The organism is Kocuria sp. p3-SID1428 (assembly GCF_025149945.1).
In the GTDB taxonomy this organism is placed as follows: domain Bacteria; phylum Actinomycetota; class Actinomycetes; order Actinomycetales; family Micrococcaceae; genus Kocuria.
Window position 1 is genome coordinate 1 of sequence record NZ_JALXVH010000068.1, and the last position, 12,307, is coordinate 12,307.

Consider the following 12,307-nt stretch of genomic DNA (forward strand, 5'->3'; position numbering starts at 1 on the left):
CCCCAGGAGCTCGGCCGCCGGCCTCAGTGGTGGCCGCCCTCCTCCTCGCCCTCGGGAGCGGGGGTGTTGGAGGGGTTGGCCGGAGTAGAGGGCGCGCCGCCGGGGATGTACTCGGCGTAGCGCGGGAAGGTGTGGTCCAGGACCGGCAGCTCGTGCTCGAGGGTCTCGCCGTCCACGGTGATGGTGACCGGCACCAGCAGGCCCGGCTCGGCGCCGGCGGGCTCCACGAGCTGCTCGTCGTCCTCGAGGCGGACCTCGCCGTAGCGGACCTCATCGGCGGCGGGGACCTCGACGGTGATGGGGGCTGCGCCCTCGACGGCGATCTCCACGGACATGTCCTGATCCGACTCGTTGACCAGGGTGCCCAGCAGGCGGCCATCCGAGTCGGCGGACTCGGCCACGATGAGGAGGTTGTTGATGCTGAGGTCCCCGAGCTCCTCCACGATGCCGTCGGCGGGGGAGTAGTGGGAGGCCGTTTCCTGGTCATTGGTCACCGCGGCGCAGCCGGCCGAGGTCAGTGCGGCGGCGGCGAATGCGGCACCCAGGCCGATGGTGCGAAGCCTCTTGCGGGCGGCAGTGGTCACGGCGCGAACTCCTCAGACAGGTCGGTGATGCTGCGGCCATGGTATCCGCTCGGGCACGCAACGTCCGCATCCGCTCCGAGGGTCCTGAGAGGAGGCGATCAGGCTGCTGTGCGCCGCGTGCTAGAATCAGTCGGCGGAAAGGGGCACAATACATGGTTTTCGAGGTTGGCGAGACGGTCGTCTATCCCCACCACGGCGCGGCACTGATCGAGGAGATCAAGACCCGCACCATCAAGGGCGAGGAGAAGATGTACCTGAAGCTCAAGGTCACCCAGGGTGATCTCGTGATCGAGGTACCGGCGGAGAATGTCGACCTCGTCGGCGTGCGCGACGTCGTCGATGAAGAGGGCCTCAAGAAGGTCTTCGCCGTCCTGCAGGCATCTGATGTGGAAGAAGCCAGCAACTGGTCCCGCCGCTACAAGGCCAATGTGGAGAAGCTCGCCTCCGGCGATGTCCTCAAGGTCGCCGAGGTCGTGCGCGATCTCTGGCGCCGGGACAAGGACCGCGGGCTGTCCGCCGGTGAGAAGCGCATGCTGACCAAGGCGCGCCACATCCTCACCTCGGAGCTGGCCCTGGCCAAGGACATCGACGAGGAAGAGGCGGAGAAGCGCCTCGACGACATCCTCGCCGGCTGAGCACCTGCCCGTGGAGCTCTCGGGCCGCACGGCCCTCACGACGGCGCACCCCTCCTCCGGGGCGGGGTGCGCCGTCGTCGTCGTCGCGGCCGGATCGGGGCAGCGGCTGGGGCGCGGCATACCCAAGGCCCTGGTGGAGGTCGCCGGGCGCACCATCCTCGAGCGCAGCCTGCGGGCCGTGCTCGAGGCTGGCGTCTGCGCCCACGGCGGGCGGATCGTGGTGACCGTGCCGCCCGGTGACACCGAGCTCAGCGCGGTGTGCCGAAGCCTCGGCGCGCAGCCTGTCGAGGGCGCGCAGAGCCGTGCCGCGAGCGTGCGCGCGGCGCTGGAGGCCCTCGCCCAGGGTCCTGCCCCGGCCGGCGTACTCGTCCACGACGCCGCTCGCTGCCTGACCCCGCCGTCGGTCTTCCGCGAGGTCGCTGCGGCCCTGGCCGAGCACCGGGCCGTGATCCCCGTGCTGCCGGTCGTGGACACCATGCGCTCGATCGACGCACAGGATCGGCTGCTCGGCACCGTGGACCGTGCCCGACTGCGCGCCATCCAGACCCCGCAGGGCTTCGACTGGCAGCTGCTGCGCGAGGTCAACGCCCAGGCCGCGGCAGAAGGCCTGGCAGATGAGTCCATCACCGATGACGCCTCCCTGGTGGAGCACTGCACCGATGTGCAGGTCATGGCCGTGCCCGGGCACGAGGAGTCGTTCAAGGTGACCCGGCCGCTGGACCTGCTGCTGGCGGAGGCCGTCGTGGCCGACCGTGCAGCGCGCACCGGCGCCGATCCGGCCTCCGTCGTCCCGTCAGCCGTCGATCCAGCAGGCCAGGAGCAGCGCCCGTGAGCAGGATCCCCCGCACCGGCATCTCGGTGGACGTCCACGCCTTCGCCTCCGACCAGGAGTGCGCCGAGCACCCGGACGGGCTGGTGCCCCTGCATCTGGCCGGGCTGCTGTGGGAGGGCGAGCGAGGGCTGTCCGGGCACTCGGACGGCGACGTCGTGGCCCACGCCGCCGCCGACGCCCTCTTCTCGGCCGCCGGCTGCGGCGACCTCGGCTCGAACTTCGGCACCGACCGACCGGAAATGGCCGGAGCCTCGGGCGTGCGGATCCTCTCGGAAGCGGCGGTGATCGTGCGCGCTGCGGGCTTCGAGCCGGGCAATGTGGCCGTGCAGCTGATCGGGCAGCGACCGCGCTTCTCGCCGCGCCGGCAGGAGGCCGAGGAGGTGCTCAGCCGCGCGGCAGGGTGTCCCGTGACGGTCGCGGCCACCACCTCGGATCACCTGGGCTTCACCGGACGTGACGAGGGGCTCGCTGCCATGGCCACGGCTCTCGTCGTGCCGTCTGCCGGGCCTCGGTAGACTTCCGGGCGTGACACTGCGCTTCTACGACACCGCCTCAGCCTCCGTCCGCGACTTCGAGCCCGTCGTGCCGGGAGAGGCGAGCCTGTACTACTGCGGCGCCACAGTGCAGAGCGGGCCGCACATCGGGCACGTGCGCTCCGGGCTGGTCTTCGACATCCTCATCCGCTGGCTGCGCTTCCGCGGTCTGAAGGTCACGGCCGTGCGCAATGTGACGGACATCGACGACAAGATCCTCGAGAAGGCTCGCGCCTCCGAGCAGCCGGGCTACGACGGCGATCATCCGAACGAGCCCTGGTGGGCCCTGGCGTACCGCTTCGAGGGCGTCTTCCATCAGGCCTACGACGCTCTGGGCATCGAGCGGCCCACGTACGAGCCGCGCGCTACCGGGCACATCCCGCAGATGCACGAGCTGATCGCCGAGCTGATCGAGCGCGGCCATGCCTACCCGGCCCAGGACGGCTCCGGCGACGTCTACTTCGACGTCCGCTCCTGGCCCCGCTACGGCGAGCTGACCCATCAGCGCCTCGACGAGATGCAGGAGGCCGCCGACGCCGATCCGCGCGGCAAGCGCGATCCCCGCGACTTCGCGCTGTGGAAGGGCCACAAGGAGCAGGATCCGCTCACCGCGTCCTGGGATTCGCCGTGGGGTCGCGGCCGCCCGGGGTGGCACCTCGAGTGCTCGGCCATGGCGGGGCGCTACCTGGGCGATCGCTTCGACTTCCACGGGGGCGGTCTGGACCTGCGCTTCCCGCACCACGAGAACGAGCTGGCTCAGTCGGCGGCGGCCGGGCAGCATTTCGCGAGCTTCTGGCTGCACAACGGCCTGGTGGCCTATCAGGGCGAGAAGATGTCCAAGTCCCTCGGCAACACCGTGGATCCGCAGCAGATGCTCGCCGAGAACCGCCCCCTGGTGGTGCGCTACATGCTCGGGCAGGCCCACTACCGCTCGGTGCTGGACTACCGTCCGACCTCCCTCGAAGAGGCGGCCGCGGCCGTGGAGCGCATCGAGGCGTTCCTGGTCGCGGCCTCGGCGGCAGGCGCCGACCTCGACTGGGAGCCGTCCGACATCCCGGCGGATTTCGTCGCCGTGATGGACGACGACCTCAACGTGCCCCGAGCGCTGGGCGTGCTGCACGACCGCGTCCGAGCCGGCAACACCGCGCTGCACGCAGGCGCCGAGCAGGGAGCCGAGCTGGCCGAAGCCGCTCGCGCCGTGTCCGGCATGAGCGAGATCCTGGGGCTGCGCGGGCTCATGGCACTGGGCGGCACGGGGACCGGGGCCCAGGAGCACGAGGCCCTCGACCAGCTGGTGCAGGACCTGCTCGAGCGGCGGGCCGCGGCCCGCACCGCGAAGGACTGGGCGGAGGCCGACCGGCTGCGCGACACCCTCGCCGAGGCCGGGATCACCGTGGCCGACGGGGCAGAGGGCTCCACCTGGACGCTGGGCTGAGGCGCACCGCCCGATGACCGAAGCAGGCGCGCGGCCCCAGGGCTCGCAGCGCCTGCGCACTGGACCACGACCGGCACGACCGGTCACGAGATGGAATGGGTGGCACACCATGTCAGCACCCCGACGTGGGAGCGGAAGCTCCAAGAAGAAGGGCCCCACCGTGGGCACCGGCGGCCACGGCCGCAAGAAGCTCGAGGGCAAGGGCCCCACTCCGCGCGCGGAGGATCGGCCGTACCACAAGGCATACAAGCAGAAGAAGGCCGCCGAGCACCGCGCCGCCACCGGTGCGGGCGAGCGCGGGCAGCGCCGTGGCCCCAACCGCCGCGGCCCGGGCAAGACCGAGGACCTCGTGACGGGGCGCAACTCGGTGCTCGAGTCGCTGCGCGCGGAGATCCCCGCCAAGGCGGCCTACATCATGGTGCGGATCGAGGCGGATGACCGCATCCGCGAGATCCTCACGCTGTGCAGCCGCCGTGGGATCCCGGTGCTCGAGGCCACCCGCCCCGAGCTCGACCGCCTGACCGAGGACGCTGTGCACCAGGGCATCGCCCTGCAGGTGCCCCCCTACGACTACCGCGGCGCCGATGACCTGCTCGACGAGGCCATGCAGCGCTGGAAGCGCGATCGCGAGTCAGAGCCGGCCCCGCTGTTCGTGGCTCTGGACGGCATCACCGACCCCCGCAACCTGGGCGCGATCATGCGCAGCGTCTCGGCCTTCGGCGGCGACGGCGTCCTGCTGCCCGAGCGCCGCTCGACCGGCCTGAACGCGACCGCCTGGAAGACCAGCGCCGGTGCCGCCGCGCGTGTCCCGGCGGCCCAGGCCACCAACCTCAACCGCACGATCGAGCACGCCAAGTCCCGCGGATACTTCGTCGTCGGGCTCGACGGCGGGGGCTCGGTCGAGCTGCCGGGGCTGACCCTGGCCACCGAGCCGCTCGTCATCGTGGTGGGCTCGGAGGGCAAGGGCCTCTCCCGGCTGATGACCGAGCACTGCGATCAGATCGTCTCCATCCCGATCCAGTCGGAGATGGAGTCGCTGAACGCGTCCATGGCCGTCGGCATCGCCCTCTACGAGACCTCGTGCCGTCGTGCCGCACACTCTGCATAGGCGCCCCACCGCACCGGGGCCGGCGCGCTCGCGTCCCCGCCCCCTCGGCGTCTCCCAGGCCCTGGGCGGGGAGGACGCGACCAACGTCGCTGTCTGGGCCCCGGGGGTCGAGCATCTCGACCTGATCTGGAAGGTGCCCGACGGCCGCTGGCGTCGTCATACCCTGCGTCGGATCGAGGGCGGGATCCACTTCGATCTGGTCCCCGGGGCCCTCGACGACGGCTCGGCCATGCCCCCGGGCACGCTCTACGGCTTCGTGGCGGCGGATTCGTCGCTGCTCGACGACGGCACCACCCCGGCGGACGAGCAGATTCTGCTGGACCCCCACGGTCGGGGGCTGCGGCGGGTCCATCGCGCACCCGGACAGCGCGGGGTCACCCAGCCGGACACCTACGGCAGCCGCTACGTCTCCGAGATCATCGACGACGCCTTCGACTGGGCCGGGGATCTCGCCCCGGACATCCCCTGGCGCGACACCGTGATCTACGAGGCCCACGTCAAGGGCCTGACGATCCACCACCCGGGCATTCCGGAGGAGCTGCGTGGAACGTACGCAGGCCTCGCTCACCCCGTGATGATCGAGCACCTGAGTTCGCTGGGCATCTCCGCCGTCGAGCTTCTGCCGGTCCACGCCCATCTGGACGAGCCTCATCTCACGGCCAACGGGCTGAGCAACCACTGGGGCTACAACACGCTGTCCTTCTTCGCCCCGCACGGGGCCTATGCCTCCCGCGCCTCGCAGGAGCGCGGACCGCAGGGGGTCATCGACGAGTTCAAGCAGATGGTCAAGGACCTGCACGCAGCGGGCATCGAAGTCATCCTGGACGTCGTCTACAACCACACCGCAGAGGCGGGCATGGGCGAGCAGCCCTACTGCTGGCGCGGGCTGGGGGACCGGCAGTGGTACCGCCACGACGACAGCGGCAACTACCTCGACGTCACGGGCTGCGGCAACACGCTGGACTTCTCCCGCCCCGAGGTCGTGCGCATGGCGCTGGACTCCCTGCGCTACTGGGTCGAGGTCTGCCACGTCGACGGCTTCCGCTTCGATCTGGCACCTGCGCTGGGCCGGGACTCCTCGCACAGCTTCACCGCCCGCCACCCGTTCCTGGTCGCCGCCGTGGCGGATCCCGCGATCGGCGGCTCCAAGCTGATCTCGGAGCCCTGGGACGTGGGCATGGGCGGCTGGCAGACGGGGCACTTCCCTCCCGGCTGGGCCGACTGGAACGACATCTACCGCGACACCGTGCGCGACTTCTGGCTCACCGAGCAGCGCGCCATGTCCGCCGGAGCCCCCGGGGACGGGCTCTCGCGCATGGCAGACGTCCTCGTGGGCTCGCCGGGGCGCTTCGCGGCTTCCGGACGCACGCCGCTGTCGTCGGTGAACTTCGTGACGGCCCACGACGGCTTCACGCTGCACGACCTGACGACGTACGACCACAAGCACAACGAGGCCAATCGCGAGGACAATCGTGACGGCACGAACGACAACCACTCGTGGAACCACGGCGAAGAGGGGCCCAGCCGCTCAGGCACCGTGCGCAGCGCCCGGGCGCGCACGGCGCGCAACCTGATGGCCACGCTGGTGCTCTCGCAGGGGGTGCCCATGATCACCGCCGGTGACGAGATGCTGCGCAGCCAGGGCGGCAACAACAACGCGTACTGCCAAGACGGGCCGATCGGCTACGTGAGCTGGCGGCACACTCCCGCAGAGCGGGCCATGCTGGCGGCCACCAAGGAGGCGCTGCAGGTCCGGCGCCGGTTCATGTCCCTGCAGGCCGAGGACTACATGATGCGCCCGGAGGACATCCGGGTCCTGTGGTTCACCCCTGAGGGCAGGCTCATGCGGGCCGAGGACTGGGAGGCGGAGGGAGCCCGCGCCGTGCAGATGCTGGTGCGCGCCCGCCATGGGGGCGTGGCCGGGCTCGTGGTGCTCAACGGGACCTTGCGTGACATCGAGTTCCGGATCCCGCACCTGTCCGAGTCCCTCTTCACCGAGGACGACCCCCACGAGGTCGCGGCGCGTCTGGAGACGCCGAACCCCGAGGCGGAGGGCCCCGATGCGCCGCACGGAGAGGCGGAGGCTGCTGAGCGCGCCGTCGAGTTCGTCTTCTCGACCGACGCCGAGCTGCGCAGCTCCTACGGGCGCATCCTGCGCGGGGGAGACGCGCTCGCGCTGCCGGCCATGACGGTGGGCGCGCTGTCGCTCGACTGAAGACCTCGGCGCCGCCGTCGTGCCCGAGAGCGCGACCGGCGGCGCCGGAGCCGAGGGCGCCTCGGGCTCAGCCGCTCTCAGCGTCTCAGGCGCTGACCACCAGGCCCAGCTCGGCGCTGGTGGCCAGCCCGTCCCCGTCGGGAAGCACGCGCACCGTGTAGCCGAACGGACCCGATCGGTCGATCGTGAAGGATCCGGTGAAGGCCCAGTCCCCGGAATCGGTGCGCTGGACCTCACTCAGATCCTGGTGCTTGCGCTCGTGGATGTGATCGCTGCCCGAGACCCGGCCGAAGCCGACCTCGACGCGGACGTCCTCGGGGCTCAGCCCGCCGAGCCGGACGTAGGCGGTGACCTCGATGGAATCGCCGATCTGCGGCTCGGAGTGCAGCCCCCCGGTGCGCACATGCTCGATCCGCACGCCCGCCCAGCCCTGGCGGACCCGGGCGACCCAGGCCGCCGTGGAGCGGGCCTGGGCGTGATCGGCCGCGGAGACGGCGCGGCCGGCCCGGGCGGCCGGCAGGTAGAGCTGCTCGACGTAGTCCGCGACCATGCGAGCGGCCGAGACGCTGGGCCCCAGGGCGGTGAGCGTGTGGCGCACCATGGCCAGCCACTGATGGGGGACGCGGTCCGCCCCGTCGTCGTGGATCTCGCTGTAGAACCGGGGCGCCACGTGGTTCTCGATCAGCTCGTAGAGCGCTGCGGCCTCGATGCTGTCCCGCTCATCGTCGGAGGCCCGGTTGTCGGCGGTCGGGATCGCCCAGCCGTTCTGGCCGTCGTAGAGCTCGTCCCACCAGCCGTCGAGCACCGAGAGATTGAGCCCGCCGTTGATCGCGGCCTTCATCCCGGAGGTGCCGCAGGCCTCGAGCGGTCGCAGGGGGTTGTTGAGCCAGACGTCGCAGCCCGGGAACAGGGTGCGCGCCATCGACATGTCGTAGTTCGGCAGGAACACGATGCGGTGGCGGACCTTGGGGTCGTCGGTGAAGCGCACCAGGTCCTGGATCATGCGCTTGCCCATCTCGTCGGCAGGGTGGGACTTGCCGGCGATCACGAGCTGGACGGGGCGCACCGGGTCCAGCAGCAGGCGCTTGAGGCGCTGCGGATCGCGCAGCATCAGGGTCAGGCGCTTGTAGGTGGGCACCCGTCGGGCGAAGCCGATCGTGAGGACCTCCGGATCGAGCACCGAGTCGGTCCAGCTCAGCTCGGCATCAGCGGCGCCGCGCTGCTTCCACGACGCGCGCAGGCGACGACGGACATCGGCCACCAGATCCGCGCGCATCTCGGCGCGCACGCGCCACAGCTGCTCGTCCGAGACCTCGGCCACAGCCCGCCAGCGCGCGCGCAGATCCGGCTGCGACCGGTCCACGGCCAGGGCCTCCATGCGCGGATCGATCCAGGTCGGCACGTGCACGCCGTTGGTCACCGACGAGATGGGGACCTCGTCGGTGTCGAAGCCGTTCCACAGCCCGGAGAACATCTGCCGCGACACCGCGCCATGCAGCTTGGCCACGCCGTTGGCCCGCTGCGCCAGGCGCAGGCCCATGACGGCCATGTTGAACCGGCGGCCGTCGCCGCCGTCGTGGTCCTCGCGCCCCAGAGCCAGGATCTCCTCGAGAGGGGCGGGCCCGGCCAGCTCGGTGGAGAAGAAGCGCTCGATCATCTCGCGCTCGAAGCGGTCGATGCCGGCCGGGACCGGGGTGTGCGTGGTGAACACAGTCGAGGCGCGCACCGCGGTGAGGGCCTCGAGCCAGGACATGCCCGCGCCGCCGTCGGTCCCGGGGCTCATCAGCTCGGCGATGCGCTCGATTCCGGCGAAGCCCGCGTGGCCCTCGTTGCAGTGGAAGACCTCCGGCTCGGGGGCGCCGGTGAGCCGTGAGAACTCGCGCAGCGCGCGAATGCCGCCCATGCCCAGCAGCAGCTCCTGCTGGAGGCGGTGCTCGCCCCCGCCGCCGTAGAGGCGGTCCGTGACGCCGCGGAAGACGTCGTCGTTCTCGGTGATCTGGGAGTCGAGCAGCAGCAGCGGGACGCGCCCCACGTCCGCACGCCAGATCTGGGCGCCCAGCCGCCCGCCGTCCGGCATGGGCAGCCAGATCCTCGCAGGGGAGCCGTCGGGTTCGCGCAGCAGCGTGAGGGGCAGGCCCTGCGGGTCCAGGACGGGGTAGTCCTCGAGCTGCCACCCGTCGCGCGACAGCGACTGGTTGAAATAGCCGTTCTGGTACAGCAGGCCCACGCCCACCACAGGCACGCCCATGTCGGAGGCGGTCTTGAGGTGATCGCCGGCCAGGATGCCGAGACCGCCCGAGTACTGCGGCAGCACGGAGGTGATGCCGTACTCGGCGGAGAAGTAGGCGATCGAGCGCGCGCCGTCGCGACCGTGCTCGCGCTGGTACCACAGCGGCTCGCTCAGGTAGGTCTCGAGGTCGCGGCCCAGGGCGTCGATGCGCCGGACGAGCTCGTCGTCCTCGGCGATCTGCTGGATCTCCTCGCGGGTCAGCGAGCCCAGGACCTGGACGGGATCCCCGCCGGAGGCCTCCCAGGCCTCCGGGCCGAGATCCCGGAAGAGCTGCTCGGTGGGCCGGTGCCAGGACCAGCGCAGATTGGCGGCCAGTCGGCTCAGCGCACTGATCGACTCGGGGAGGGACGTCCGGACGGTGAACCTTCTGATGGCCTTCACACCTCCGGAGCCTAGCGCCGCAGAGGGCTCCGGACGAGGCCCCCTCGTATTCCACGGCCCTGTCTGCGCAGCGATACGGGCCGTCGCCCGAAAAATCGCTTATGACCTGCTTCACCATGGACCGCCGGACTGACTACGGTGTGGGGGTGACCTCCAAGAGCATGCCCAAGCCGCCCCGAGACTCCGCCTCCGCTCCCGAGCCCAGCTCGAGCGCGCCGTCCGCCGCGGGGGCCTCTGCTGCCCCGGCTGCCGCCGTCGAGCCCGTCGATCTGTCCGGTCTCGTCTACGGACGCATTCCGATCGAGGACGTGTCCCCGTCCGTGCTGTGCGGGCGCCGTCCCGCCACCGCCCTGCCCGGCGAGGACATCCGCATCGCCGCGACCGTCTACCGCGAGGGGCACGACGCCCTCGGCGTGACCGCCGTGCTGCGTGACCCGCAGGGCCGGGAGCACCAGCGCACCGCCATGAGCCTCAGCGCCCCGGGCACCGATCGCTACGAGGGCTGGGTCCGCCCCGATGCCGAGGGCGAGTGGAGCTTCACCGTCGAGGGCTGGGGCGATCTGTACGAGACCTGGCGCCACGCCGCCGAGATCAAGCTCGGTGTCGGGCAGGACGTCGAGCTGATGATGGACGAGGGCGTGGTCGTCTTCGAGCGCGCCGCCTCGGAGGCCGAGCGCCCCGAGTCGCAGCGACGCCTGCTGGGCGAGATCGCCGAGCAGCTGAAGGATCGTTCGATCCCCGCCAGCCAGCGATTCGCCCGCGCCGCGGACCGCTCGGTCTTGGAGATCGTCGCCGCCTCGCCGATCCGCAGCCTCGTGACCAGCTCCGAGCCCCTGCCGCTGCGCGTCGAGCGCGATGCCGCCGGTCGCGGCGCCTGGTACGAGTTCTTCCCCCGCTCCGAGGGCGCCGTGCGCGATGAGACTACGGGCGGCTTCCGCTCGGGCACCTTCCGCACCGCGGCCGAGCGCCTGCCCGCCGTCGCGGACATGGGCTTCGACGTCCTCTACATGCCGCCGATCCACCCGATCGGGCACGCGCACCGCAAGGGGCCGAACAACACCCTGCACGCGGGTCCGAACGATCCGGGCTCGCCCTGGGCGATCGGCAACGAGGACGGCGGCCACGACGCCATCCACCCCGATCTCGGCACGTTCGAGGACTTCGACGCCTTCGTCGCCCGGGCCCATGAGCTCGGTCTCGAGATCGCCCTGGACCTCGCGCTGCAGGCCTCGCCGGATCACCCCTGGGTGGAGCAGCACCCGGAGTGGTTCACCACGCGCGCCGACGGCTCGATCGCGTATGCGGAGAACCCGCCCAAGAAGTACCAGGACATCTATCCGATCAACTTCGACAACGACCCCGAGGGGCTGTGCCGCGAGGTCCTGCGGATCGTGCAGCTGTGGATCTCCCACGGCGTGCGGATCTTCCGCGTGGACAACCCGCACACCAAGCCGCTGTGGTTCTGGGAGTGGCTGCTCGATCGGGTCCGGAAGATCGACGACGGCGTCGTCTTCCTGGCCGAGGCCTTCACCCGCCCCGCCATGATGCAGGGCCTGGCCAAGGCCGGCTTCCAGCAGTCGTACTCCTACTTCACCTGGCGCAATGCCAAGTGGGAGCTCGAGGAGTACCTCGAGGAGGTCTCCCGGAAGACCTCCGCCCAGTACCGCCCGAATTTCTTCGTGAACACCCCGGACATCCTCACCTCGTACTTCGTGGAGGGCGGGCGCCCGGCGTTCAAGATCCGCGCCGCGCTGGCCTCGACCGCCTCGCCGCTGTGGGGCATGTACGCCGGCTACGAGCTCTACGAGAACGTGCAGCGCCCGGGCGCCGAGGAGTCGATCGACTCCGAGAAGTTCGAGTACCGCCCGCGCGACTTCGAGGCCGCGCAGAGCCGCGGGGATTCGCTGGCGCCCTACGTGCGCCGTCTCAACCAGCTGCGTCGCGAGCATCCGAGCCTGGGGGATCTGCAGAACCTCACGCTGCACCCCACCGACGACGACGCCGTCCTGTGCTTCTCCAAGACCAAGACGGTCCGCGACCAGGACGGGGAGCACGAGGACACGCTGATCATCGTGACCAACACCGATCCGCATTCGGTGCGCACTGCGAACATCGAGCTGGATCTGGAGGCTCTGCGCCTGGCCCCGCAGGACCGCGCCGAGGACGGGACCTTCGTGGCCGATGAGCTGCTCACCGGCGAGTCCTGGTCCTGGGGCGAGCGCGTGTGGGTCCGCCTGGACCCGTTCTACGAGCCCGTCCACATCGTCAGCGTGCGTCGCAGGCGCTGAGCGCGC

The 12,307-nt window shown here is 71.0% G+C and carries 9 protein-coding genes; 7 read left to right on the forward strand and 2 right to left on the reverse strand.

Annotation, left to right across the window (positions count from 1 at the left end; genetic code table 11):
• Positions 1 to 23: 23 nt before the first annotated feature.
• Complete coding sequence (locus M3E84_RS11540; protein ID WP_259896357.1) at positions 24 to 584, reverse strand: hypothetical protein; 561 nt, start codon at positions 582 to 584, stop codon at positions 24 to 26.
• Positions 585 to 736: 152 nt separating this feature from the next.
• On the opposite strand from M3E84_RS11540, the gene M3E84_RS11545 reads away from it, so the two are divergent.
• From M3E84_RS11545 to glgX, 6 genes are all read left to right on the forward strand, one after another.
• A complete protein-coding gene (locus M3E84_RS11545; protein ID WP_259896358.1) occupies positions 737 to 1,219 on the forward strand; it encodes a CarD family transcriptional regulator in 483 nt (160 codons plus the stop codon).
• A 10-nt stretch (positions 1,220 to 1,229) separates the two neighbouring features.
• Positions 1,230 to 2,051 (forward strand): 2-C-methyl-D-erythritol 4-phosphate cytidylyltransferase, encoded by an 822-nt coding sequence (gene ispD, locus M3E84_RS11550; protein WP_259896359.1) that lies wholly within the window; start codon positions 1,230 to 1,232, stop codon positions 2,049 to 2,051.
• Complete coding sequence (gene ispF / locus M3E84_RS11555) at positions 2,048 to 2,566, forward strand: 2-C-methyl-D-erythritol 2,4-cyclodiphosphate synthase (RefSeq protein ID WP_259896360.1); 519 nt, start codon at positions 2,048 to 2,050, stop codon at positions 2,564 to 2,566. Before ispD ends, ispF begins: the two co-directional genes overlap by 4 nt.
• Positions 2,567 to 2,576: 10 nt before the next feature.
• Positions 2,577 to 4,019 carry a cysteine--tRNA ligase gene (gene cysS, locus M3E84_RS11560; RefSeq protein WP_259896362.1) on the forward strand — a complete coding sequence of 481 codons (1,443 nt, stop codon included), beginning with the start codon at positions 2,577 to 2,579 and terminating at the stop codon, positions 4,017 to 4,019.
• 109 nt (positions 4,020 to 4,128) lie between these two features.
• Complete coding sequence (rlmB, locus tag M3E84_RS11565; protein WP_259896363.1) at positions 4,129 to 5,127, forward strand: 23S rRNA (guanosine(2251)-2'-O)-methyltransferase RlmB; 999 nt, start codon at positions 4,129 to 4,131, stop codon at positions 5,125 to 5,127.
• Positions 5,108 to 7,342 carry a glycogen debranching protein GlgX gene (glgX, locus tag M3E84_RS11570; protein WP_259896364.1) on the forward strand — a complete coding sequence of 745 codons (2,235 nt, stop codon included), beginning with the start codon at positions 5,108 to 5,110 and terminating at the stop codon, positions 7,340 to 7,342. Before rlmB ends, glgX begins: the two co-directional genes overlap by 20 nt.
• An 85-nt stretch (positions 7,343 to 7,427) precedes the next feature.
• On the opposite strand, the gene glgP is transcribed toward glgX, so the two are convergent.
• Positions 7,428 to 10,013 (reverse strand): alpha-glucan family phosphorylase, encoded by a 2,586-nt coding sequence (glgP, locus tag M3E84_RS11575; RefSeq protein WP_259896365.1) that lies wholly within the window; start codon positions 10,011 to 10,013, stop codon positions 7,428 to 7,430.
• Positions 10,014 to 10,174: 161 nt separating this feature from the next.
• Between glgP and M3E84_RS11580 the strand changes: the two genes are divergently transcribed.
• Positions 10,175 to 12,301, forward strand: a complete 2,127-nt coding sequence (locus M3E84_RS11580) for an alpha-1,4-glucan--maltose-1-phosphate maltosyltransferase (protein ID WP_396415621.1) — start codon at positions 10,175 to 10,177, stop codon at positions 12,299 to 12,301.
• The last annotated feature ends 6 nt before the right edge of the window (positions 12,302 to 12,307 follow it).

What these genes read in the sequence shown, in the direction of transcription:
- rlmB (WP_259896363.1), top strand. Translation starts at nt 4,129, where the DNA reads ATGTCAGCACCCCGACGTGGGAGCGGAAGCTCCAAGAAGAAGGGCCCC.
- M3E84_RS11545 (WP_259896358.1), top strand. Translation starts at nt 737, where the DNA reads ATGGTTTTCGAGGTTGGCGAGACGGTCGTCTATCCCCACCACGGCGCG.
- M3E84_RS11580 (WP_396415621.1), top strand. Translation starts at nt 10,175, where the DNA reads ATGCCCAAGCCGCCCCGAGACTCCGCCTCCGCTCCCGAGCCCAGCTCG.